This window comes from Pseudomonas sp. KBS0710 (genome assembly GCF_005938045.2).
In the GTDB taxonomy this organism is placed as follows: domain Bacteria; phylum Pseudomonadota; class Gammaproteobacteria; order Pseudomonadales; family Pseudomonadaceae; genus Aquipseudomonas.
In genome coordinates this window covers 4,960,564-4,983,597 of sequence record NZ_VCCF02000001.1, presented here as the reverse complement: position 1 = coordinate 4,983,597, position 23,034 = coordinate 4,960,564, and the positions used below count along the sequence as shown (strand labels likewise).

Sequence of the window (23,034 nt, the reverse complement as noted above, 5' to 3'; positions counted from 1 at the left end):
GTTCTGGATCTTTCGAAGTAGGACAATTGTCGGCTTCCCGACATCATCAGCGATATTGAATGGCCTTCCTCGCACTCGGTATTAACCACAAGACTGCAACCGTAGACGTGCGCGAGCGCGTGGCGTTTACGCCAGAGCAGTTGGTTGAGGCCTTGCAGCAGCTCTGCCGGCTCACCGACAGCCGCGAAGCTGCGATCCTTTCGACCTGCAATCGCAGCGAGCTTTATATAGAGCAGGAACATCTTTCGGCGGATGTGGTGCTGCGCTGGCTGGCCGATTATCACCATTTGGACCTCGACGACCTGCGCGCCAGTGCTTATGTGCACGAAGAGGATGCGGCAGTTCGTCACATGATGCGCGTCGCCGCAGGGCTCGACTCGCTGGTGTTGGGCGAACCACAAATCCTCGGCCAGATGAAATCCGCTTACGCCGTGGCCCGCGAGGCCGGCACCGTCGGCCCGTTGCTCGGCCGGTTGTTCCAGGCTACGTTCAATTCGGCCAAGCAGGTGCGCACTGACACGGCCATCGGTGAAAACCCGGTGTCCGTCGCGTTCGCCGCTGTCAGCCTGGCCAAACAGATTTTCAGTGACTTGCAGCGCAGCCAGGCGTTGTTGATCGGCGCCGGTGAAACCATCACCCTGGTCGCCCGCCACCTGCATGACTTGGGCGTGAAGCGTATTGTGGTCGCCAACCGCACTCTTGAGCGCGCAAGCATCCTGGCCGAGCAGTTTGGCGCCCACGCCGTGTTGCTGTCGGACATCCCGGCCGAGCTGGTGCGCAGCGATATCGTCATCAGCTCCACCGCCAGCCAGTTGCCGATTCTGGGCAAGGGCGCGGTCGAGAGCGCGCTGAAGCTGCGCAAGCACAAACCGATCTTCATGGTGGATATCGCCGTTCCCCGCGATATCGAGCCTGAAGTCGGCGAGTTGGACGACGTTTACCTCTACAGCGTCGACGATCTGCACGAAGTGGTCGCCGAAAACCTCAAGAGTCGCCAGGGCGCAGCCCAGGCCGCCGAGGAAATGGTCAGCACCGGCGCCGAAGACTTTATGGTGCGCCTGCGTGAGCTGGCGGCGGTCGATGTGCTCAAGGCGTATCGTCAGCAGGGCGAACGCCTGCGTGATGAAGAATTGATCAAGGCCCAGCGTTTGTTGGCCAACGGCAGCAGCGCCGAGGAAGTGCTGATGCAACTGGCACGTGGCCTGACCAACAAATTGCTCCACGCCCCCAGCGTTCAGTTGAAAAAGCTTACCGCCGAAGGCCGCCTCGATGCGCTGGCCATGGCCCAGGAACTCTTTGCCCTCGGTGAGGGCGCGTCAGAAAGCTCTTCGGATAAAAAACCGCAATGAAAGCGTCACTGCTCAATAAACTGGACGTGCTCCAGGACCGTTTCGAAGAACTGACCGCCTTGCTCGGCGATGGCGAAGTCATCTCCGATCAGACCAAGTTCCGTGCCTATTCCAAGGAATACGCCGAAGTTGAGCCTATCGTGGCCACCTATAAAAGCCTGATGAAAGTGCAGGCCGACCTCGAGGGCGCCCAGGCGCTGCTCAAGGACAGCGACCCGGACATGCGCGAAATGGCCGTGGAAGAAGTCCGCGAAGCCAAAGACAAGCTGCTCGAGCTCGAAGGCGACCTGCAACGCATGCTGCTGCCCAAAGACCCGAACGACGGGCGCAACGTGTTCCTCGAAATCCGCGCCGGCACCGGTGGCGACGAGGCGGCGATCTTCTCCGGCGACCTGTTCCGCATGTACTCGCGTTACGCCGAGCGGCGTGGCTGGCGGGTCGAGATTTTGTCCGAGAACGAGGGTGAGCACGGCGGCTATAAAGAAGTCATCGCGCGGGTCGAAGGTGACAACGTCTACGGCAAGCTCAAATTCGAGTCCGGCGCGCACCGCGTGCAGCGGGTTCCGGCAACCGAATCCCAGGGCCGTATCCACACCTCGGCATGCACCGTGGCAGTGTTGCCCGAGCCGGACGAGCAGGAAGCCATTGAAATCAACCCGGCGGACTTGCGTGTCGACACCTACCGCTCGTCGGGCGCTGGTGGTCAGCACGTGAACAAGACCGACTCGGCGATACGAATCACCCACTTGCCGTCGGGCATCGTGGTTGAGTGCCAGGAAGAACGTTCGCAGCACAAAAACCGTGCGCGGGCCATGTCCTGGCTCTCGGCCAAGCTCAACGACCAGCAGACCAGCGCCGCCGCCAACGCGATTGCCAGCGAGCGCAAGTTGCTGGTGGGCTCGGGCGACCGCTCCGAACGCATCCGCACCTACAACTTTGCCCAGGGCCGGGTCACCGACCACCGGGTCAACCTCACCCTGTACTCCCTCGACGAAATTCTCGCCGGTGGCGTAGATGCGGTGATCGAGCCTTTGCTGGCCGAATACCAGGCCGATCAATTGGCGGCGATAGGTGAATAAATGACCATTATTGCCAGCCTCCTGCGCGCCGCTGACCTGCCAGACTCGCCCACCGCGCGTCTGGATGTGGAATTGCTGCTGGCCGCTGCCTTGGGCAAATCGCGCAGCTACCTGCACACCTGGCCGGAAAAAATCGTCAGCAGCGAAAACGCGCTGACCTTCGCCGATTACCTGCAGCGCCGTCGCGCGGGTGAGCCGGTGGCCTACATCCTCGGCCAACAGGGTTTCTGGAAGCTCGACCTGGAGGTCGCGCCGCACACGCTGATCCCGCGCCCGGAAACCGAGCTGCTGGTGGAAGCCGCCCTTGAATTGTTGCCGGCCACGCCTGCCAAGGTCCTCGACCTGGGTACCGGCAGCGGCGCCATCGCGTTGGCCCTGGCCAGCGAACGCCCGGCCTGGCAGGTCACTGCGGTCGATCGTGTGCTCGAAGCCGTGGCCCTGGCCGAACGCAACCGCCAGCGCCTGCACCTGAAGAACGCCACGGTGTTGAACAGCCATTGGTTCAGCGCGCTGCACGGCCAGTGCTTTGACCTGATCATCAGCAACCCGCCTTACATTGCCGATAACGATCCGCATCTGGTGGCAGGCGATGTGCGCTTTGAACCGGCCAGCGCCTTGGTGGCGGGCCATGATGGTCTGGACGATTTGCGCTTGATCATCGCCCAGGCTCCAGCCCACTTGAATGCCGGTGGCTGGTTGCTGCTCGAACACGGTTACGACCAAGCTGCGGCGGTACGTGATTTGTTGTTGAGTGAGGGCTTTGAAGACGTCCACAGCCGCATCGACCTCGGCGGCCACGAACGCATCACGTTGGGGCACCGCCCGTGCTGACCGACCAGGAGCTGTTGCGCTATAGCCGACAGATTCTGTTGCAACATGTCGACATCGACGGCCAGCTGCGTCTTAAACACGGCCGCGCGCTGATTGTCGGCCTCGGCGGCTTGGGTGCGCCAGTCGCGTTGTACCTGGCCGCCGCCGGTGTGGGCGAGCTGCACCTGGCAGACTTCGACACTGTCGACCTGACCAACCTGCAACGCCAGATCATCCACGACACCGACAGCATCGGGCAGACCAAGGTCGATTCGGCCATGCGCCGCCTGAGCGCCATCAACCCGGACATTACGTTGGTCGCCCATCGCACCGCGCTGGATGCCGATTCACTCGCCGCCGCAGTGGCTGCGGTAGACGTGGTGCTCGATTGCAGCGACAACTTCTCCACCCGTGAAGCCGTTAACGCCGCTTGCGTTGCGGCCGGCAAGCCTTTGGTCAGCGGCGCGGCCATTCGCCTGGAAGGCCAATTGTCTGTGTTCGACCCGCGCCGCGCCGAAAGCCCGTGCTACCACTGTTTATACGGGCACGGCAGCGACACCGAACTGACCTGCAGCGAAGCCGGTGTGATCGGCCCGTTGGTCGGGCTGGTCGGCAGCCTGCAAGCACTGGAAGCCTTGAAGTTGTTGGCAGGTTTTGGTGAGCCCTTGGTGGGGCGCTTGCTACTGATCGATGCCTTGACCACGCGTTTTCGCGAACTGCGCGTCAAGCGCGACCCCGGCTGCAGCGTGTGCGGGACGGCCCATGGTTAAGGACGCGCCCATCGGTGTGTTCGATTCCGGCGTCGGCGGCCTGTCGGTGCTGGATGAAATCCAGCAATTGTTGCCCCATGAGTCACTGCTGTACGTGGCTGACGGCGGGCACATTCCTTACGGCGAGAAATCCCCGGCCTTTATTCTTCAGCGCAGCCGTCTGGTCGCAGCGTTTTTCCGCGAACAAGGCGCCAAAGCCTTTGTGATTGCCTGTAACACCGCAACCGTCGCTGCCGTGGCCGATTTGCGCCAGGACTATCCCGACTGGCCTTTGGTGGGCATGGAGCCGGCGGTCAAACCCGCCGCCGCCGCCACCCGCAGTGGCGTGGTTGGCGTGCTCGCCACCACCGGCACATTGCAAAGTGCCAAGTTCGCGGCGCTACTCGATCGTTTTGCCACCGATGTGCGGGTGATTACCCAGCCGTGCCCGGGCCTGGTGGAGTTGATCGAAACCGGTGACCTCAACAGTGCCGCGCTGCGCCAGCTGTTGCAGGGCTATGTCGAACCGCTGCTGAGCGCCGGTTGCGACACCATCATCCTCGGTTGTACCCACTATCCCTTCCTCAAGCCACTTCTGGCGCAGATGCTTCCCCCCAGCATCGTCCTGATCGACACCGGCGCCGCCGTGGCGCGTCAGCTCAAACGCTTGCTGGGCGAGCGTGACTTGCTGGCTGACGGCAATCCACAGCAGACGCAATTCTGGACCAGCGGTGATCTGTACCACCTAAGAAATATCCTACCGACACTATGGAAACATTCCGGAGTTGTGCGAAGCTTTGGCTCGTGAAAAATTCGTGAAAGTTCGCTGAACTTCTGCTTCTGCGTCAGCTTCTATAGCGAGTTAGCCTGTTTAAAACCATACAACTTCGTTCTCAAAGGATGTGCTCTTATGAAGCGCTTGTTCTGTTTGGCTGCGATTGCGGCCGCTGTGGTGGGACACTCGGTTTCAGCTCAGGCTGCCGGCCTGGAATTTGGAGTGGGGGGCACCAGCGATTCGACCATGACCTACCGCCTTGGCCTGACGTCGGACTGGGATAAAAGCTGGTGGCAGAGCGATACCGGGCGACTGACCGGGTATTGGAGCGGCGCTTACACCTACTGGGACGGCGACAAGCGCGCGAGTGTCAGCAGCCTGTCGTTCTCGCCGGTGTTCGTTTATGAGTTTGCTGGAGAGAGGGTCAAGCCTTACATCGAAGCGGGTATCGGTGTAGCGGTGTTTTCACGCACGCGGGTTGAAGACAACAACATCGGCCAGGCCTTCCAGTTCGAAGACCGCCTGGGCTTTGGTTTGCGCTTTGCCGGCGGGCATGAAGTGGGCATTCGCGCCACGCACTATTCCAACGCCGGTATCAGCAGCAACAATGACGGGGTAGAGAGTTACTCGTTGCACTACACCTACCCGTTGTAACGCTCAAGCCTGCGCAAGCCAGCACCCACATAGCAATACAGTCAAAATGTGGGAGCGGGCTTGCTCGCGAAGACGGTGTGTCAGACGCCTGATGCATCGACTGACACTGCGCTTTCGCGAGCAAGCCCGCTCCCACAGGTTGATCGCGTTTGGCCCGTTGTGGCTCTACATGGCTTGATGTGAAACACAGCTCCCACATTTTATATTCGCCACATTTTGGATCAGCGATACGCCGTCGCAATGCCTTGGCGCTCTTCAAGGCACTCCGGTGCACCCATCTCGAACTCCCGACAGATAATCGGCCGCCGCTCGTAGATCGTGCACATCATCGTGTCCCGATCCAGTGCCGCGCACCAGCCGTCGTCCAGACGCAGCATCACTTCACCGCCCCAGTCGTCGGTATCGATAAAGCGTTCCGGCACACCCGTGTCGGTGATCAGCATGACTTCCAGCTGGCAGCAGCAGGCCGCGCACGTCGAGCAGGTGACGGCGGGTTCGGTGATTTGAGTGTGAGGGATGTTGGTCATAGGCGCGCAGTGTAAGGCAAGCGAGTTGCGCGCGCATGAATGCTCTGACGGACGTCAGTGCCCAAGCTGCCGCGCCACCCAGTGCATGACCGGGAACAGGATGGCCCAGAGCAGCGCCAGGCCGATCAACGTCAGCGTCGTATCGTAGCCGAAGCGCACACCGGCCAATTGGCTGCCGGCGTAGTAAGACATCGGCCCGCCCACTGCGCCCAGCAGACTGGCGCGCCACCAGGGTTGTGCACTCCAGGCCAGGCAATGGCGCAGCGTGGTGGCAAGCAGTGCCCAGAGCATGATCAGCCAGAAGGGAATCAGCGACCCTGGAAAACCAAAGTGAAACACCCCAAAGGTACGCAGTGAGGTGTCAATCACGGTGCCCAGCAGCGTAACGGCGAGGATCACTTGGCTTTCCGACGACCATGAACTTGTCCACAGCAAATGGATAACCAGTATGGCGGCGGCGAGCCATAACCAGCGGCTGTCACCGCCCAGCACACAGGCAAACCAGCCGCACTGGAACAGCACGGCATTGGCCAGCGGTTTAAGCACTGAAGCGCCCGAGCAACGGCGGGTTGATCGCCGCAGGCTTGGCCAGCAGCAACTGCGCGGTACCGATCGTTCGCTCCATAAACCCGCCTTCGCAGTAGCACAAGTAGAATTCCCACAGGCGCAGGAAGTACTCATCGTAGCCTAACTCGGCAAGACGGCCATGGGCGCGTCGGAAGTTCTCATGCCACAGGCGCAAAGTGCGCGCGTAGTGCAAGCCGAAGTCTTCCATGTGCAGCAGGTTCATGTCGGTGTCGCGGCTGACGATCTGCAGCATGTTCTGCACAGAGGGCAGCGCGCCGCCGGGGAAAATATAGCGCTGGATAAAGTCGACACTGTTTTTGGCCTGCTCAAAACGCTGCTCGCGAATGGTGATGGCTTGCAGCAGCATCAGGCCGTCGCTTTTGAGCAGGTGCGCGCATTGCTTGAAGTAGGTCGGCAGGAAGCGATGGCCGACCGCTTCGATCATCTCGATGGACACCAGCTTGTCGTACTGGCCGGTCAGGTCGCGGTAGTCCTGCAACAACAGCGTCACTTGGTCCCTGAGGCCCAAGCTCTCGATGCGTTTTTCGGTGTAGGTAAACTGCTCTTTGGACAAGGTCGTGGTGGTGACCTTGCAGCCATAGTGCTGCGCCGCATACAGCGCCATGCTGCCCCAGCCGGTGCCGATTTCGAGCAAATGGTCGGTGGGTTTGAGTGCGAGCTTCTGGCAGATGCGTTCCAGCTTGTTCAACTGTGCCTGTTCCAGGCTGTCGTCGGGCGTCAGGAACTGCGCCGCCGAATACATCATGGTCGGGTCGAGGAATTCCTCGAACAGGTCGTTGCCCAGGTCATAGTGAGCGGCGATGTTTTTCTGCGAGCCCTTGCGAGTGTTGCGGTTAAGCCAGTGCAGACCTTGGGTGAACGGCCGCGCCAAGCGTGCCAGGCCGCCTTCCATGGCGTCGAGCACATCCAGGTTGCTGACCATCACGCGCACCACCGCGGTGAGGTCCGGGCTGCTCCAGTAACCGTGGATAAACGCCTCGCCGGCGCCGATCGAGCCATTGGCCGCCACCAAGCCCCAGACCGCCGAATCGTGAATCTGGATTTCGCCCAACAGATGCGCTTCGCGTGCGCCGAACACCTGGCGCTCGCCGTCCTCGATCACCACCAACTGGCCGTGGCGCAGTTGGCTGAGTTGGCGCAGCACACCTTTGCGCAACAGCGCACTGGTCACGCCGTTGACGTTCAGGCGGTTGGTCTTGACCGATAAGCTAGGGGATTTCATGGCGGCGATCCTTGGTATACCCGACTGCGGTGCGAGAGGCGCCATCGGCGGCCTGATGGGAAAAAATCGGTGTGCGTTTGAGCAACAGGCGCATGGCTTGCCAGTAAATCGCCAGGCAGGTCTTGGCGGTCATCCACGGGAAGCGCCACAAGTAGCGATGCAGGCTCGCGCGGGTCAGCGCTTCTTTTTGCAGGCTCAAGGTGGCGTCGAAGACTTTTTGCGTGCCCTGCCAATCGGCCATGTGCACACCCAGCCTGTCGGCCGGCGGGCTGAAGCTCATGCGGTATTCCAGGTCGCGGGGTAAAAACGGCGACACATGGAACGCCTTGGCCACGGCGAAGTGCTGGTGTTCCTCGGCGCCGAGCGCCTGGGCCGGCAGCACATAGTGGTAGCGCTCGCGCCACGGGGTGTTGGTCACTTCACACAGAATCGCGGCCAGTTGCCCATCGGCCTCGAAGCAGTAGAAGAAACTCACCGGATTAAAAGCCAGGCCCCAACTGCGGGCCTGGGTCAGTAGGCAGATAACGCCCTGTGGCTTGCGCCCCAGTGCCTTGCCGACTTCCTGGCGCACGGCATCGCTCAAGCTGATGCCGTGACGCGTAAATTCACGCAGGTAGTCCTGCTGGCGAAAACCGAAGGGCGCCAGGCGGCTGTTGCCGGCCAGGGGCGATAGCCCGAGCACTTCGTCTTGTTCGCTCAAGTCCAGGTACAGCAGGCCGATGCGGTAGCGAAAGGCGTGGGCCTTGGGCGCAAACCGGCGATGGGCGATCCAGCCGCTGTACAGTGCGCTGTTCATAGGGTTTCGCCAAAGGCCTGGGCCACGCGCAATGCGCTGGTCACCCCGTCTTCATGAAAGCCGTTGGCCCAATAGGCGCCGCAATAAAATGTGTTACGTGCGCCGTGCAATTCTTCCCAGCGGTTTTGTGCGGCCACCGCTGCCAGGCTGTATTGCGGATGCGCATATGTGTAGCGCGCAAGGATCTTCAGCGGGTTGATCATCGGCGTCTGGTTGAGGCTGACGCAAAAGGTGGTGTCGCTGTGGATGCCTTGCAGGATGTTCATGTCGTAGGTGACGGCCGCCTGGGTTTGCGCGGTGCCGCTCAGGCGATAATTCCAGCTGGCCCAGGCCAGTTTGCGCTCGGGCAGCAGGCGCGTATCGGTGTGCAGCACCACGTCATTGTCGGCGTAGGGCAGGGCGCCAAGGATGTCCTGCTCAGCCTGGCTCGGGTCGGCCAGCAACGCCAGGGCCTGGTCGCTGTGACAGGCGAACACCACGCGGTCAAAGCTCTCGCTGCCGGCGGGGCTGTGGATAACCACGCCATCGCCTGTGCGTTCGACTTTATCCACAGGGCAATTGAGACGGATCTGCTCGTGAAAGCTGCGGGTCAGTGGCTCGATGTAGCTGCTTGAGCCGCCTTCGATCACGCACCACTGCGGCCGGTTGTTCACCGACAGCAACCCATGGTTCTTGAAGAACCGCACAAAGAACTGCAACGGGAAACCGAGCATGTCCGCCAGGGACATCGACCAGATCGCTGCGCCCATCGGCACGATGTAATGGCGGATAAAGCGTGGGCCATAACCTCCGGCTTCGAGGTAGTCGCCCAGGGTCATGTCGGCGCTGATGCGTTGCTCTTGCAGGTCCAGCGGGGCCTGGCGGTTGAAACGCAGAATGTCGCGCAACATGCCCCAGAACCCCGGCGACAGAATGTTGCTGCGTTGGGCAAACAGGCTGTTGAGGTTATTGCCGTTGTACTCGAAACCAGCGTTCTCGTCGCACACCGAAAAGCTCATTTCGGTGGGCTTGAAGGTCACGCCGATCTGCCCGAGCAGGCGGATGAAATTGGGGTAGGTCCAGTCGTTGAACACGATGAAACCGGTATCCACGGCATAGGGTTTACCTTCGACCGTGACGTTGACGGTGTGGGTATGCCCGCCAATGCGCTCGCCCGCCTCAAACAGCGTGATGTCGTGGCGACGGCTGAGCAGGTAAGCGCTGGTCAGCCCGGCGATACCGCTGCCGATGATGGCGATCTTCACAGGTCGTCCTTCCTCGGTGGCGGGCTGCGCAGCATGCGTTTGCCGATAATCAGTTGCGCGCGGTTGGGCAGCTTCGACAGCGGCCACAGGGTGGCGATAAACATCGCCGGAAAGGCGATTTCCAGCGGGCGCTTTTCCAGCTTGGCGAAAATATGCCGTGCAGCCTTCTCGGCGGACCAGCTCAGCGGCATCGGGAAATCATTGCGTTCGGTCAGTGGCGTGTCGACAAAGCCTGGGCTGATCACCGTGACGTCGATGTTCTCCGGCGACAGGCTGATGCGCAGCGATTCAAACAGGTAACGCAGCCCGGCCTTGGACGCGCCATAGGCTTCGGCACGCGGCATTGGCAGGTAGGTCACGGCGCTGGCAACGCCGACCAGGTGCGGCGTAAGGCCTTTGCGCAACAGCGGTAATGCCGCTTCGATGCAATAGCTGCTGGCAAGCAGGTTGGTGCGCACCACGTGCTCGACGATAGAGGAATCGAATTGCCGGGCGTCAACATACTCACAGGTGCCGGCATTGAGGATCACCGTATCCAATGAGCCCCAGACCTCGTCGATGTGTTCGCCGATCTCGCGCACGGTCTGGCTGTTGGTCAGATCACCCGCCACCACCAGCACTTGGCCTGGATAACGCCGGGCGAACGCTTCCAGCGGGCCTTTGCTGCGCGAGCTGAGCGCCACATGCGCGCCACTCTCGAGCAGTTCGACGGCCAGTGCGGCACCGATGCCACTGCTGGCACCGGTCAACCAATAACGACGGGGCGGTACAAGGCTCATCCGATTCTCCTTTTTAGCCAACTGACCACACGGCCGACTACCGGTAAGTGTTCATAGAGCAACGCGCCCGCATCAAAATAATCGCGATGGCGGTAGACCTTGTCGCGCCACATCAGGTGCGAGCAACCCTCCACCCGAATCACCTTGCCACTGGCCAGGCGCGGGTGGCAAAAACTCATTTTCCAGCGCAGGTAGCCTTCGCCTTCGGCGACCTGATCAAAGCCGTGGAAGTCAAAACGCAACTGGCTGATATTGCTGTACATCTGGGCGAAGTAGCCACGCAAAGCGGGCAGCCCCTGCACTTCATGCAGCGGATCGGTGAAGGCGATGTCCTGGCTGTACAAGCTGTCGAGCAGGTGCAGGTTGTGCTTGTCCAGCGTGGTGAAGGCCTGGGCGAACCGCTGCAGGAAGTCACTCATGTTCGGCGACCTCCTGGCGTGAAGGCAGGTTGCGAAAGGCGGCCAGGGCGCGCTCGCGGGATTTTTTCAGGTCGACAATCGCGCGTGGGTAATCGGCCACGCCGAACAGGCCGCCGGCCACTTCGGGGTTGTGCACTTCTTTCTTGTTCAGCGCCGCCAACTCTGGCAGCCAGTGCTTGATGAACAGCCCTTCGCTGTCGAATTTTTCCGACTGGCTCAACGGGCTGAAAATCCGGAAGTACGGTGCCGAGTCGGTGCCGGTGGACGAACTCCACTGCCAGCCGCCGTTGTTGGCGGCCAGGTCGCCGTCGATCAGGTGGCGCATAAAGAAGCGCTCGCCTTCGCGCCAGTCGATCAGCAGGTTCTTGGTCAAAAACATCGCCACCACCATGCGCAGGCGGTTGTGCATCCAACCGGTTTCCAGCAGTTGGCGCATGGCCGCATCAATGATCGGCAGGCCAGTACGCGCTTGCTGCCACGCGGCCAAGTCCTTGGGCGCATCCCGCCAGGCCAGGGCCTCGGTTTCGGGGCGGAATGCACGGTGGCGCGAGACCCGTGGGTAACCGACCAGAATGTGTTTGTAGAACTCGCGCCACAGCAACTCGTTGATCCAGGTGATGGCGCCGATATCGCCGCTTTCGAACTCACCCTGGTTGGTTTGCAGGGCGGCGTGCAGGCACTGGCGTGGTGAAACCACACCGGCGGCGAGGTAGGCCGAGAGCTGGCTGGTGCCGGGTTTGGCCGGGAAATCGCGTTCGTCTTTGTAGTAGCTCATCTGTTGCTCGGCGAAGGCGTCGAGGCGGCGGCGGGCTTCTTCTTCACCGGCCGGCCAGAGGGCGCGCAGGGTGTCGCTGGGTGGTGCGAAGCCGTCGACCTGATCCGGGATGGCGTCGCTGCTCACTTCCAGCGGTGCCTGTTGCGGCGGCGTGGCCACTAGACGTGGCAAGGCGCTGTGCAGGCGGTTATAGCAAACCTTGCGGAACTGACTGAATACCTGGAAGTAAGTGCCAGTTTTGGTCAGTACGCTGCCAGGTTGGAAAAGCAGTTGGTCGAGGTAACTGTGGAACGTCACACCGTCAGCCTCCAGGGCGTTGGCCACGGCTACATCGCGACGGCTTTCATGAATGCCGTATTCCTCGTTGACGTGCACCGAGTCCACCGACAGTTCCCGGCACAGTTTGCCCAGCACGGCGGGCGCCTCGTCCCAGGTGGGGGCGGTGCGAATCAGCAAGGGAATGTTCAGTTCGCCAAGGGCCTGGCTCAAGTGCTTGAGGTTGCGCAGCCAGAAATCGACTTTGCACGGCGCATCATCATGGGCCAGCCATTGCTGCGGCGTGATCAGGTACACGGCGACAACCGGGCCGCGCTGGCAGGCGGCGGCGAGGGCGGTGTTGTCGTGCAGGCGCAAGTCGGTGCGCAGCCAGATCAAATGCATTTAGACAATTCCACGCTGGATCAGTAACTGGTGGGCCGACAACGGGTCTTCGGCCACGAACAAATCAGGAGTGTCACGGGTTAATACGGCTAACTCGTCTTGGTGGATGCATACCGTTGGTCCGGCAATCAAAATCGGGCAACTGATGCCGCCTGAAAGTTTGCTGAGTGCCGACAGGTGGAGGGCTTTGCTTGAATACAGCAGCACCGCACGCGGTTTCAGGTGTTCCACCGCCAGGGCCAGTTCGCCGGCCGGCAATGGCCAATCAAAGACTTCCACGGGGCAATCGGCACTGCTGGCCAGCCAGGCGCTGAGCCACAGGTGCGGCTCCAGCGGCACGTCGGATTGGTTGACCAGCAACAGCGGCGCGCCCTGCAGCTGGCGGTTGTTGTGGTAAATGCGCGCGCCGAACTTGCTGCGCAGCCAGGACAGAAAGAACACCCGTTCCATTTGTGCGCCGAACTGGCCCTGCCAGCGTTGCTCCAGCGCGGTGAGCAGCGGCAGCATCAATTGCTCACACAAGGTGCGCGGCGGGTACAGCGCCATGGCCTGGTTGAACAGGTCGTCGACCCGGCGTTCGGTCAGTTCGCTGATCGCGGTGATCAGTTTATGCCGCAGCACATGCCATTCATTTTCGACGCTGTCGGGGCTGGCCTGAGCGGAATCGATCAGGCCTTTGACCTGGCTGACCGGCACGCCACGGTTGAGCCAGGTCAGAATGGTGTGGATGCGTTGCACATGTTCGGCACTGAACAGCCGATGGCCCTTGGGTGTGCGCTGGGGCACGATCAGGCCATAACGGCGCTCCCAGGCGCGCAGGGTCACAGCGTTGACGCCGGTCTGGCGCGCCACTTCGCGAATCGGCAGCCAGCCGTCTTCGATGGCTTGGGCGATGTCTTCGACAGGTTCGTCTTGCAGGGCAGGTGTCATGGTCTAGATCGCATTACGCAGGCTGAGGTTTTCCGGGTGCGGCTGCAGGTAAGCCTGCTGCGCGATATAGCGGTCCGGGTGTTGGCGAAAGTGATGTTTGAGCAAAGTCAGCGGCACTACCAGCGGCACGATGCCGGTGCGGTACTGGCCGATGACGGTTTGCATTTCCTGCTTGTCATCGGCGCTGATGGCCTGCTTGAGATAGCCACTGATGTGTTGCAGCACATTGGTGTGGGTGCCGCGGGTGGCGCACTTTTTCAGGCCGCTCATCAACTCGCTGAAATAGCCGGCAGCCAGTTCATCCAGGTTGATGCCCTTGCCCATGCTGCCCAGCAGGTGGCCGAGGCTTTTGTAATGCACAGGGCTGTGGGCCATCAGCAGGTATTTGTAGCGCGCATGGAATGCCAGAAGGCGGTGTCGGGTGAGGCCCTCGGCGAGCAATTGTTGCCAGCTGGCGTACACGAACACACGGGTGAGGAAGTTCTCACGCAGCACCGGGTCATTCAGGCGGCCGTCTTCTTCCACCGGCAGGTTGGGGTGGCGTGCGCAAAACGCCTGGGCATAAATGCCGCGCCCGCCGCCATCGACGGGCGTGCCGTTGTCGCGGTAGACCTTGACGCGCTCCAGCCCGCACGACGGCGACTTCTGCATGAAGATGTAGCCGCACAGGTCAGTGTGCTCGGCAGCCATCTGCTGGCCGTAATCATCCAATGGCTGCGTCACATTGAGTTCACGATGCACGGTGCCGACGGCCTGCGGGTGGGCAGGGTCGCCCACCAGGCGAATCGGTTCGCGCGGAATGCCCAGGCCGATCGCCACTTCGGGGCACAACGGCACGAAGTCGAAATAATCGGCGAGGGTTTGGCTGCACAGCAGGGATTGTTTGTGGCCGCCGTTGAAACGCACGTTCTCGCCCAACAGGCAGGCGCTGATAGCGATCTTCGGTTTTGCGATGCTGGACATGGCCGAACCTCTGCAAGATTCCTGTACAAGGTTTAAAGTTTGTACAACTAAATCTCATCATAGGTTTGATGCTGTACAAGTCAAATGTTTTGTACAAGTATTTGCGGCGGACGCTACTTCCAACCGATGCGCCAGTCTTCGGCGTTTTGCAAGGTTTGCCAGGCGAAGCGTTCGGCGCGGCGGGTCATGACGGCTTGCAGCTCGATTTCGAGCACGGTGCCTTCGTCGTCACGAAACAGCTCGGTGACGAGGAAGTGTTTTTCCTTGCTGCGCGGGCGTGCTGCTGTCCACTTCGACAGCAGCAATTTCGTCGGGTTGATACGGTTCATTGCAGGTGCTCGATCAGACGGCGTGCGGCTTCCTGGCCGCTGAGCCACGCGCCTTCGACCCGCCCGGACAGGCACCAGTCACCACACACATACAAGCCCAGGTCGGCGTCGGCCAGCACGCCGAATTCATGCCGCTCCGACGGCCTGGCGTAGAGCCAACGGTGGGCCAGGCTGAAGGACGGCGCGGGCATGGCGCTGTGCAGCAGTTCGGCGAAGGCACCGTGCAGGTGCTCGATCACTGCTTCTTTGGGCAGGTCCAGGTTGGCCTTGCTCCAGGCGCTGGTGGCGTGCAGCACCCAGGTGTCGAGTTTGGCATCACGCCCAGGTTTACTGCGATTGCGCGCGAGCCAGTCGAGCGGGCTGTCTTGCACAAAGCAGCCTTGCATCGGCGTATCCAGCGGCGTGTCGAAGGCGAGTGCGACGGCCCAGGTCGGGTCCATCTTCACCCCGGCGGCAGCACTTGCCAGCTTGGGCGCGGCGGCCAGCAGGGCGGTGGCCTGGGGCGCCGGCGTGGCAATCACCACGTGGCTAAAGGGGCCATGATTGCCGCCGTCGGCGTCCAGCAGGTTCCAGTGCTGCGTGCCTTGGAACACGTCGGTGATGCGGCAACCGAACTCCACCGGCAGGTCGTCAAGCAGTGCGCGGGTAATGGCGCTCATACGCGGCGTGCCAACCCAGCGGATCTGCTCGTCGGGGGAGGGCGTGAGCTGGCCGGACTTGAAGTTGTACAGCTGCGGTTTCCACTGTTCGGCCCAGCCGTTGCTTTGCCAGCGCTGAACTTCGTTGACGAAGCGCCGGTCGCGGGCTGTGAAGTATTGCGCGCCCATGTCCAGGGCGCCGGCATCGCTGCGCTTGCTGGACATGCGGCCACCACTGCCATGGCTTTTATCGAAAAGTTGTACAACGTGCCCCGCGTCTCGTAACGCTCGGGCGGCGGAGAGACCGGCGATGCCGGTGCCGATGATCGCGATGGGAACAGTCATGGGGGGCCTCGTTTTACCTTTGAGTACAGACTACGCCGACACCCATAGCTGTACAATATTGTTTTTTGGTATAAGTTTTGGCGTACCTGTTCTAACGGCGTGACCTATGGTTAAGGGTGAGGGTTAAGAAGGAGGCTTGAACCGGCCTCTGAAACCAACGCCCACTTTCAAAAGATCCCTGCTTATAAAATAGACTAGCGATGGGCGGCAAACGTTACATGAGGAGAAACCCATGCATATTTTGCTGACCGGCGGTACGGGTTTGATCGGTCGTCAACTCTGCCTGCACTGGCTTGCCCAAGGGCATCGCCTGACGGTGTGGAGCCGCGAGCCGGATACTGTGGCCAAATGGTGCGGTGCCGAGGTACTCGGTGTCGGCCGTTTGCAAGACGTGATCGGCACTGTGGACGCGGTGGTCAACCTGGCGGGCGCGCCGATTGCCGATCGCCCGTGGACCAAAAAGCGCAAGGCATTGCTGTGGAGCAGCCGCATCAGCCACACCGAAACCTTGCTGGCTTGGATGGAAGGCCTGGCGCAAAAGCCGGCGGTGCTGATTTCGGGCTCTGCAGTGGGTTGGTACGGCGACGGCGGCGAGCGCGAACTGACCGAAGCCAGTGGCCCGGTGCAGGATGATTTCCCCAGCCAATTGTGCATCGCCTGGGAAGAAACTGCGTTGCGTGCCGAAGCCTTCGGCACCCGCGTGGTGCTGGTGCGCACGGGCCTGGTGTTGGCGGCCAAGGGCGGCTTTTTGTCGCGGCTGCTGCTGCCGTTCAAACTGGGGCTGGGCGGGCCTATCGGCAATGGTCGGCAGTGGATGCCGTGGGTCCATATCAAAGATCAAATCGCCCTGATTGATTTTCTTCTGCACAACGCTGACGCCAGCGGTCCTTATAATGCCTGCGCGCCCCACCCGGTACGTAACAGCGAGTTCGCCAAGACCTTGGGCCAGGTGCTGCACCGCCCAGCGTTCATGCCAATGCCGGCGTTTGCCTTGAAGGTCGGCCTGGGCGAGTTGTCCGGGTTGCTGCTGGGCGGACAGAAGGCCGTGCCCGAACGGTTGCTGGCCGCCGGTTTCACTTTTCAGTTCACTGAGTTGCACGCGGCCCTGGAAGAATTGTCCAGCCGCCTCTAGCCATAGGATGTTGCATGACGGATCACGCGTTGTTACTGGTCAATCTGGGTTCACCGGCCTCCACTTCGGTGGCCGATGTGCGCAGCTACCTTAATCAGTTCCTGATGGACCCTTATGTGATCGACCTGCCGTGGCCGGTGCGGCGCTTGCTGGTGTCGCTGATCCTGATCAAGCGCCCTGAGCAGTCGGCGCATGCCTACGCCTCGATCTGGTGGGAAGAGGGTTCGCCGCTTGTGGTTCTGAGCCGTCGTTTGCAAGCGCAAATGACCCAGCAGTGGACCCACGGCCCGGTGGAGTTGGCGATGCGCTACGGCGAGCCGTCGCTTGAAACCACCCTGACGCGCCTTGCGGCTCAGGGCATTCAAAAAGTCACTCTGGCGCCGTTGTATCCGCAGTTCGCCGACAGCACCGTGACCACGGTGATCGAAGAAGCCAAGCGTGTGGTCCGCGACAAGCAGCTCAACGTGCAGTTTTCTATCTTGCAGCCGTTCTACGATCAGCCCGAATACCTCGACGCCTTGGTCGCCAGTGCTCGGCCGTATGTGGCGCAGGCATTCGATCACTTGTTGCTGAGCTTCCATGGGTTGCCTGAGCGGCATCTGAAAAAACTCGACCCCACAGGTCAGCATTGCTTCAAGGATGCTGACTGCTGCAAGAACGCTTCGCCCGAAGTGCTTGCGACCTGCTACCGCGCCCAGTGCTTCAGTGTGGCGCGCGACTTTGCCGCGCGCATGGGGTTGCCGGAGGGCAAGTGGTCGGTGGCGTTCCAGTCACGCCTGGGCCGCGCCAAGTGGATCGAACCCTACACCGAGGCCCGCCTGGAGGCATTGGCCCAGCAAGGCGTGAAAAAGCTGCTGGTGATGTGCCCGGCGTTTGTCGCCGATTGCATCGAGACCCTCGAGGAGATTGGCGATCGCGGGCTGGAACAGTTCCGCGAGGCAGGGGGCGAGGAGTTGGTGTTGGTGCCGTGCTTGAACGATGACCCGCAGTGGGCGGTGGCGCTCAATACGCTGTGCGAGCGGGCGCCGTTGTCACTCTAATCAAGCCAAACACAAGCTAAATGTGGGAGCGGGCTTGCTCGCGAATGCGGTGGATCAGTCAATACATCCGGTGACTGACACTCCGCCTTCGCGAGCAAGCCCGCTCCCACATTGATGGTGCCCACTTTGAGTTTTCGGTGTTTATTCGTGGTGCGGTTCGCCGAGGAAGGTCAGCGAAGTGAACAGCCCACGGGTGGCCACGTCGGCATTGTCTTTCAGCGGCACTTCAACTTGCGCGGCAATCACATTCAACCCTTCATTACGCACCAGCACCTGAGCGCGGCCGTCCTTGTCGGTCTCGGTGCTCAAGGTGTTCGGCGCATTGCGATAATCCCCCACCAGCTTGATCCCCGCCGCAGGTTTGCCGTCCAGCAGCACCCGCACCGGCAGTGACTTGCCCGGCCCTACGGTCAGCGGGTCGACTTCCGGCAGAATCACGAGCTTGAGCTGATCCAGCTTGGGCAGCTTCGCCCCCGGCTGGTAAATCGCCAGGCTGTACTTGAAGGTCTGGGTCGACTCAATCGCCCCCGGCACCTTACTGCGGCCCTGGTTGATCCACTTTTTGTCCGCCGTCTGCGACCACATGCCGTTGTCCAGGGCCACCGCCAGCACGGCCGGTGATTTGAGCGGCTTCAGGCGTGCATGGTCGGGCAGGCGCTCCACGGTCACCGGGATCATCTTGCCGCTGGCGTCATACGCCCAGGCACCGCTGATTTTCTGTGCCTTGAAGGCATTGTCCTCGGCGCCGTGGCCGTAGATCACTTCGATATTGCCGCGCCGCTGTTCGGTCCACAGGCCGTGGGCCGAGACTTGGGTGGCAAACAGCAGGCCGATGACGGCCAGGGATTTGAAAGCATGCATGGTGGCGTCCTGTTACAGGTTGAGGGTCAGGCTGACGGTGAAGTTGCGCGGCTCACCGGGCATGACCCAGTAATTGCTGTAGGAGCGCTCGTAGTACTTTTCGTCGAATAAGTTATTGAGGTTCAAGCCCACGGTGACCTTGTCACTGGCCTTGTAGTGGGCCAGCAGGTCGACGGTGTGATACGCCGGCAGCTCGAAGCTACCGCCGGCCTCGCCGGAGCGATCGCCGACGTAGGTAAATGCCGCGCCCAGGTCTGAGCCGCGCAGTGCGCCGTCCTGAAACGCATACACGCCCAGCAGGCTGCCGCTGCGCTTGGCCACGCCGAGAATCCGGCTGCCGGTGGGAATGGTTTTGTCGCCTTTGGTCACTTCGGCGTCGATGTAGGCAAAGGCGCCGATCACGCGTACCGCGTCCGTCACTTGCCCGCTCAGTTGCAGGTCAAAACCCTGGCTGCGCGCCTTGCCCATGGCGCGGTTGGTGTCGGTGGCCGGGTCCAGTGCCAGCACGTTTTCTTTTTCGATGTGGAAGGCGGCCAGGGTGGTGCTCAAGCGGTCGTCAAACAGCTCACTCTTGATGCCCACTTCATAGCCCACGCCTTCTTCCGGTTTGAAGGATTTACCGCCGGCGTCCAGGCCATTGTTGGGTTTGAACGAGGTGGAGGCGTTGGCAAACACGCCGACTTGCGGCGTGAGTTGGTAGAGCAAACCGGCGCGTTGGGTGAGGGCGTCGTGGGTCTGGCGGCTCTTGGCGTGGTTGCGGGTGAAGTCATCGGTGCTTTGCTCGAAATGCTCAAAGCGTGCGCCGACCATGCCGCGCAGGCGGTCGGTGAAGATGATCTGGTCCTGCAGGTTCAACGCCTGGCTTTTCACCTGCTCGTAGAAGTCAGTACCGGAACGTGCGCCGTTGGGTTTGGGCTGGCCGTAGACGGGTTTGTAGATGTCGATGGGGTAGAGGCTGCCGCCGATCGCGGTGACGCGTTCCTTCTTGCGGTAGTCCTCGTATTCGGTGCCGATCAGCAACTCATGCTGCCAACTGCCAATATCGAACATGCCGCGCAATTCAAGCTGGGTGATGCTGTCGTGCCAACCCGTGGAGCGCTCGCGGTAACGGCGGTTGACGGTGTGGCCGTCTGCATTCAGTGCGCGGCTCTCCGAGGCATCACCCCACAGGCTTCCCTGTTTGTAATGGCTGGCCAGGCGCAATTGCCAGGCGTCGTTGAGGTGATGCTCCAACGCGGCCTGGATGCGGTTGTTGTGGTTGCGGATGTTGCCGTCGTTGGGTTCGCCGAGGAAGGTGGAGCGCGACATGCCCTGCGGCGCGACGATGCCACGGTCGAAGGTGGAGCTGTGGCGCACAAATTCGCTTTCCACCAGCAGGCGGGTGTCCGGGTTCAGTTGCCAGCTGAAAGACGGTGCGACGAACACGCGCTGGGCGTCGACGTGATCACGGAAGCTGTGGTTGTCTTCCACTGCCAGGTTGACCCGCGACAGCACACGGCCTTCGTCATCCAGCGGGGTATTCACATCCAGCGCAGTGCGATAGCGGTCCCAACTGCCGGCGCTGGTTTGCACGGTGGTGAACGCTTCGGGCTGCGGCTTCTTGGTGACAATGTTCACCGTGCCGCCCGGATCGCCACGCCCATACAGGCTGGCGGCGGGGCCTTTGAGCACTTCGATGCGCTCGATATTGGCCGCGTCCGGTGTGCTCGGGTAGCCACGGTTGGCGCTGAAACCGTCCTGGTAAAACTCCGATGTGGTGAAGCCGCGCACGCTGTATTCGTAAAGCGTGAGGCCGCCGAAGTTGTTCTGCTTGGACACGCCGCCAGCAAATTCCAGGGCACGTTCCACGTTGGTACTGCCCAGGTCCTTGAGCACTGTGGCCGGAATTACGCTGATTGATTGTGGGATGTCACGCAGGGCCGTGTCAGTCTTGGTCGCGCTGGCGGAGCGGGTGGCGCGGTAGCCCGTGACCGGGCCGGTGGCGGATTCATAGGCGTCGCTGGTGACGCTGATGGTGTCCAGTTCAACGCTGTTGTCTTCGGCATAGGCGGGGTCGAGCAACAAGCCCATGGCCAGGCCAGCCAGGGGGGCAAATCTTCGAGACGGCATGATAGGGCGTTCCAATAGCAATATTGAAACAATATAACATGACCAATGAGAATGAATTCCTTTAGAAATATTAGGTTACAGGAGCCCGCACACGGGCTCCCACAGCCGTTATTCCTCTTCTTTGACCGGAGCCGGCGGTGGCCGCAGGCCGATTTCCGCCACCAGCTTGATCTCTTTGCCGTTGCGCATCACTTGGATGACCACCTTGTCGGTCGGCTTGATCCGCGCCACCTGGTTCATCGACTTGCGGCCATCACCGGCCGGTTCGCCGTCGATGCTCAAAATCACATCGCCCAATTGCAGGCCGGCTTTTTGCGCCGGGCCATCGCGGAAAATCCCGGCGACCACGATGCCTGGGCGACCGGTCAGGCCGAACGACTCGGCCAGTTCCTTGGTCAACGGCTGAACTTCAATGCCCATCCAGCCGCGAATCACCTGACCGTGTTCAATGATCGCCTTCATCACCTCCATCGCCAGCTTCACCGGGATCGCAAAGCCGATGCCCTGGGAGCCGCCGGACTTGGAGAAGATCGCGGTGTTGATGCCGGTCAGGTTGCCATTGGCATCCACCAGCGCGCCGCCGGAGTTGCCCGGGTTGATGGCCGCGTCGGTCTGGATAAAGTCTTCGTAGCTGTTAAGCCCCAACTGGTTGCGCCCGGTGGCGCTGATAATGCCCATGGTCACGGTCTGGCCAACCCCGAACGGGTTGCCGATGGCCAGTGCCACATCACCCACGCGCAGCCCTTCGGAGCGGCCGATGGTGATGGAGGGCAGGTTTTTCAAATCGATCTTGAGTACGGCGAGGTCGGTTTCCGGGTCGCTGCCAACCACACGGGCCAGGGTTTCACGGCCGTCGCGCAGGGCCACCACAATCTGGTCGGCGCCCGTGGTCACGTGGTTGTTGGTGAGGATGTAGCCTTCCGGGCTCATGATCACGCCCGAACCCAGGCTCGATTCCATGCGGCGTTGCTTGGGGCCGTTGTCGCCGAAATAACGGCGAAACTGCGGGTCTTCAAACAGCGGGTGCGCCGGTTTGTTGATGACTTTGGTGGTGTACAGGTTGACCACGGCGGGCGCAGCGATGACCACGGCGTCTGCGTAGGTGACCGGGCCTTGCACCACGGAGCTGGTTTGCGGGGCCTGTTGCAGGTTCACATCCAGGCTGGGTAAGCCCACCCATTGGGGATAGCGCTGAATAATCAGCATCGCGATCAGCACGCCAGCCAACAATGGCCATCCAAAAAAACGCAGTGCCTTGAGCATCAAGTAAGTCCTGACAGGTTGCAGGGGGCGGGAGAGCGCCCATAATGTCGCGCATTATACGAGGCTGCGAGCGCCTCGGAACGGGATATTTAGGAGTCTTTTATGGCTGTCCCCCTTAGCACTCTGGTCGAGGAAGCGGACCGCTACCTTGGCAGCGCAAAAATTGCCGATTATTGCCCCAATGGCCTGCAGGTCGAGGGGCGCCCGCAGGTGATGCGCATCGTCAGCGGCGTCACCGCCAGCCAGGCGTTGCTGGACGCTGCGGTTGAAGCCCAGGCCGACCTGGTGCTGGTGCACCACGGTTATTTCTGGAAAGGCGAAAACCCGTGTATCACCGGCATGAAGCAGCGCCGCCTGAAAACCCTGCTCAAGCACGACATCAGCCTGCTGGCCTACCACCTGCCGCTGGACCTGCACCCGGAGGTGGGCAACAACGTGCAACTCGCCCGTCAGTTGGACATCACTGTCGAAGGCCCGCTGGACCCGAACAACCCGAAAATCGTCGGCCTGGTCGGCTCCCTGGCCGAACCCTTGTCGCCGCGTGATTTTGCCCGCCGTGTGCAGGATGTAATGGGCCGCGAGCCACTGCTGATCGAAGGCAGCGAGATGATCCGCCGGGTGGGTTGGTGCACCGGTGGCGGGCAAGGTTACATCGACGATGCGATTGCCGCCGGCGTCGACCTGTACCTGAGCGGCGAAGCGTCCGAGCAGACCTTCCACAGTGCGCGGGAAAACGACGTCAGCTTTATTGCTGCCGGGCACCACGCCACCGAGCGTTATGGCGTACAGGCATTGGGTGATTACCTGGCGCGGCGTTTCGCCCTGGAGCATCTGTTCATCGATTGCCCGAATCCAATCTGATGTGGGAGCCAGCTTCCAGATAAGGCCAAACTCGGGGGCATATTCATATACCGTTTCGATCTAGCTGGCTCCCTGAATAGAAGAAGGTGCTGTGCTAGCATGCCCCGCTCGAACACGGCCCGCTGGCCGTCCATAAG

General features: G+C 61.3%; 24 protein-coding genes. 9 read left to right on the top strand and 15 right to left on the bottom strand.

All coding sequences use genetic code 11. From position 1 onward, the window contains the following. The first annotated feature begins 59 nt into the window (after positions 1–59). The 6 genes from hemA (at position 60) to FFI16_RS22840 (ending at position 5,416) form a co-directional block, all read left to right on the top strand. Entirely contained in the window at positions 60–1,349 is a 1,290-nt protein-coding gene (gene hemA / locus FFI16_RS22865; protein WP_138816934.1) for a glutamyl-tRNA reductase, read from the top strand. Further along, a complete protein-coding gene (gene prfA / locus FFI16_RS22860) occupies positions 1,346–2,428 on the top strand; it encodes a peptide chain release factor 1 (RefSeq protein WP_138816933.1) in 1,083 nt (360 codons plus the stop codon). The genes hemA and prfA overlap by 4 nt, the downstream gene beginning before the upstream one ends. After that, positions 2,429–3,259 (top strand): peptide chain release factor N(5)-glutamine methyltransferase, encoded by an 831-nt coding sequence (gene prmC / locus FFI16_RS22855; protein WP_138816932.1) that lies wholly within the window; start codon positions 2,429–2,431, stop codon positions 3,257–3,259. Then, positions 3,253–4,008: a molybdopterin-synthase adenylyltransferase MoeB gene (locus FFI16_RS22850; RefSeq protein ID WP_138816931.1), complete on the top strand. Its 756-nt coding sequence runs from the start codon at positions 3,253–3,255 to the stop codon at positions 4,006–4,008. The genes prmC and FFI16_RS22850 overlap by 7 nt, the downstream gene beginning before the upstream one ends. Continuing rightward, entirely contained in the window at positions 4,001–4,795 is a 795-nt protein-coding gene (gene murI / locus FFI16_RS22845) for a glutamate racemase (protein WP_138816930.1), read from the top strand. The genes FFI16_RS22850 and murI overlap by 8 nt, the downstream gene beginning before the upstream one ends. A 102-nt stretch (positions 4,796–4,897) precedes the next feature. Continuing rightward, a complete protein-coding gene (locus tag FFI16_RS22840; RefSeq protein WP_138816929.1) occupies positions 4,898–5,416 on the top strand; it encodes an acyloxyacyl hydrolase in 519 nt (172 codons plus the stop codon). Between the two features lie 221 nt (positions 5,417–5,637). Here FFI16_RS22840 and FFI16_RS22830 read toward each other — a convergent pair whose 3' ends face one another. The 12 genes from FFI16_RS22830 to FFI16_RS22775 form a co-directional block, all read right to left on the bottom strand. Then, on the bottom strand, positions 5,638–5,943 hold the full coding sequence (locus tag FFI16_RS22830) for a YkgJ family cysteine cluster protein (protein WP_138816928.1): 306 nt from the start codon (positions 5,941–5,943) through the stop codon (positions 5,638–5,640). Between the two features lie 54 nt (positions 5,944–5,997). Next, positions 5,998–6,489, bottom strand: coding sequence for a DUF2878 domain-containing protein (locus tag FFI16_RS22825; RefSeq protein WP_138816927.1), 492 nt, complete (start codon positions 6,487–6,489; stop codon positions 5,998–6,000). Then, positions 6,482–7,753 carry a cyclopropane-fatty-acyl-phospholipid synthase family protein gene (locus FFI16_RS22820; protein ID WP_138816926.1) on the bottom strand — a complete coding sequence of 424 codons (1,272 nt, stop codon included), beginning with the start codon at positions 7,751–7,753 and terminating at the stop codon, positions 6,482–6,484. Before FFI16_RS22820 ends, FFI16_RS22825 begins: the two co-directional genes overlap by 8 nt. Further along, the gene (locus FFI16_RS22815) at positions 7,740–8,549 is read right to left on the bottom strand and encodes a DUF1365 domain-containing protein (protein ID WP_138816925.1); all 810 of its coding nucleotides are present in this window, start codon (positions 8,547–8,549) and stop codon (positions 7,740–7,742) included. The genes FFI16_RS22820 and FFI16_RS22815 overlap by 14 nt, the downstream gene beginning before the upstream one ends. Continuing rightward, positions 8,546–9,793, bottom strand: a complete 1,248-nt coding sequence (locus FFI16_RS22810; RefSeq protein WP_138816924.1) for an NAD(P)/FAD-dependent oxidoreductase — start codon at positions 9,791–9,793, stop codon at positions 8,546–8,548. The genes FFI16_RS22815 and FFI16_RS22810 overlap by 4 nt, the downstream gene beginning before the upstream one ends. Then, positions 9,790–10,572 (bottom strand): SDR family oxidoreductase, encoded by a 783-nt coding sequence (locus FFI16_RS22805; protein ID WP_138816923.1) that lies wholly within the window; start codon positions 10,570–10,572, stop codon positions 9,790–9,792. The genes FFI16_RS22810 and FFI16_RS22805 overlap by 4 nt, the downstream gene beginning before the upstream one ends. Beyond that, on the bottom strand, positions 10,569–10,991 hold the full coding sequence (locus tag FFI16_RS22800) for a nuclear transport factor 2 family protein (protein ID WP_138816922.1): 423 nt from the start codon (positions 10,989–10,991) through the stop codon (positions 10,569–10,571). Before FFI16_RS22800 ends, FFI16_RS22805 begins: the two co-directional genes overlap by 4 nt. After that, positions 10,984–12,426 carry a deoxyribodipyrimidine photo-lyase gene (phrB, locus tag FFI16_RS22795; protein WP_138816921.1) on the bottom strand — a complete coding sequence of 481 codons (1,443 nt, stop codon included), beginning with the start codon at positions 12,424–12,426 and terminating at the stop codon, positions 10,984–10,986. The genes FFI16_RS22800 and phrB overlap by 8 nt, the downstream gene beginning before the upstream one ends. Next, entirely contained in the window at positions 12,427–13,356 is a 930-nt protein-coding gene (locus FFI16_RS22790; RefSeq protein ID WP_138816920.1) for a MerR family transcriptional regulator, read from the bottom strand. 3 nt (positions 13,357–13,359) lie between these two features. Beyond that, positions 13,360–14,319: a DUF523 and DUF1722 domain-containing protein gene (locus tag FFI16_RS22785; RefSeq protein ID WP_138816919.1), complete on the bottom strand. Its 960-nt coding sequence runs from the start codon at positions 14,317–14,319 to the stop codon at positions 13,360–13,362. A gap of 113 nt (positions 14,320–14,432) precedes the next feature. Continuing rightward, complete coding sequence (locus FFI16_RS22780; RefSeq protein WP_138816918.1) at positions 14,433–14,648, bottom strand: TIGR02450 family Trp-rich protein; 216 nt, start codon at positions 14,646–14,648, stop codon at positions 14,433–14,435. Then, the gene (locus tag FFI16_RS22775) at positions 14,645–15,631 is read right to left on the bottom strand and encodes an NAD(P)/FAD-dependent oxidoreductase (RefSeq protein ID WP_138816917.1); all 987 of its coding nucleotides are present in this window, start codon (positions 15,629–15,631) and stop codon (positions 14,645–14,647) included. Before FFI16_RS22775 ends, FFI16_RS22780 begins: the two co-directional genes overlap by 4 nt. A 232-nt stretch (positions 15,632–15,863) precedes the next feature. Between FFI16_RS22775 and FFI16_RS22770 the strand changes: the two genes are divergently transcribed. Both FFI16_RS22770 and hemH read left to right on the top strand, forming a co-directional pair. Next, on the top strand, positions 15,864–16,763 hold the full coding sequence (locus FFI16_RS22770; RefSeq protein ID WP_138816916.1) for a TIGR01777 family oxidoreductase: 900 nt from the start codon (positions 15,864–15,866) through the stop codon (positions 16,761–16,763). 14 nt (positions 16,764–16,777) lie between these two features. Then, a complete protein-coding gene (gene hemH / locus FFI16_RS22765) occupies positions 16,778–17,803 on the top strand; it encodes a ferrochelatase (RefSeq protein WP_138816915.1) in 1,026 nt (341 codons plus the stop codon). A 141-nt stretch (positions 17,804–17,944) separates the two neighbouring features. Here the strand turns inward: hemH and FFI16_RS22760 are convergent, their stop codons facing one another. From FFI16_RS22760 to algW, 3 genes are all read right to left on the bottom strand, one after another. Then, entirely contained in the window at positions 17,945–18,664 is a 720-nt protein-coding gene (locus FFI16_RS22760; protein ID WP_138816914.1) for a DUF4198 domain-containing protein, read from the bottom strand. Between the two features lie 12 nt (positions 18,665–18,676). Further along, positions 18,677–20,773 (bottom strand): TonB-dependent siderophore receptor, encoded by a 2,097-nt coding sequence (locus FFI16_RS22755; protein WP_138816913.1) that lies wholly within the window; start codon positions 20,771–20,773, stop codon positions 18,677–18,679. A gap of 108 nt (positions 20,774–20,881) precedes the next feature. Next, on the bottom strand, positions 20,882–22,036 hold the full coding sequence (algW, locus tag FFI16_RS22750) for a Do family serine endopeptidase AlgW (RefSeq protein WP_138816912.1): 1,155 nt from the start codon (positions 22,034–22,036) through the stop codon (positions 20,882–20,884). 102 nt (positions 22,037–22,138) lie between these two features. Here algW and FFI16_RS22745 point away from each other — a divergent pair, with 102 nt between their 5' ends. After that, positions 22,139–22,897: a Nif3-like dinuclear metal center hexameric protein gene (locus FFI16_RS22745; protein WP_138452862.1), complete on the top strand. Its 759-nt coding sequence runs from the start codon at positions 22,139–22,141 to the stop codon at positions 22,895–22,897. Positions 22,898–23,034: the final 137 nt, after the last annotated feature.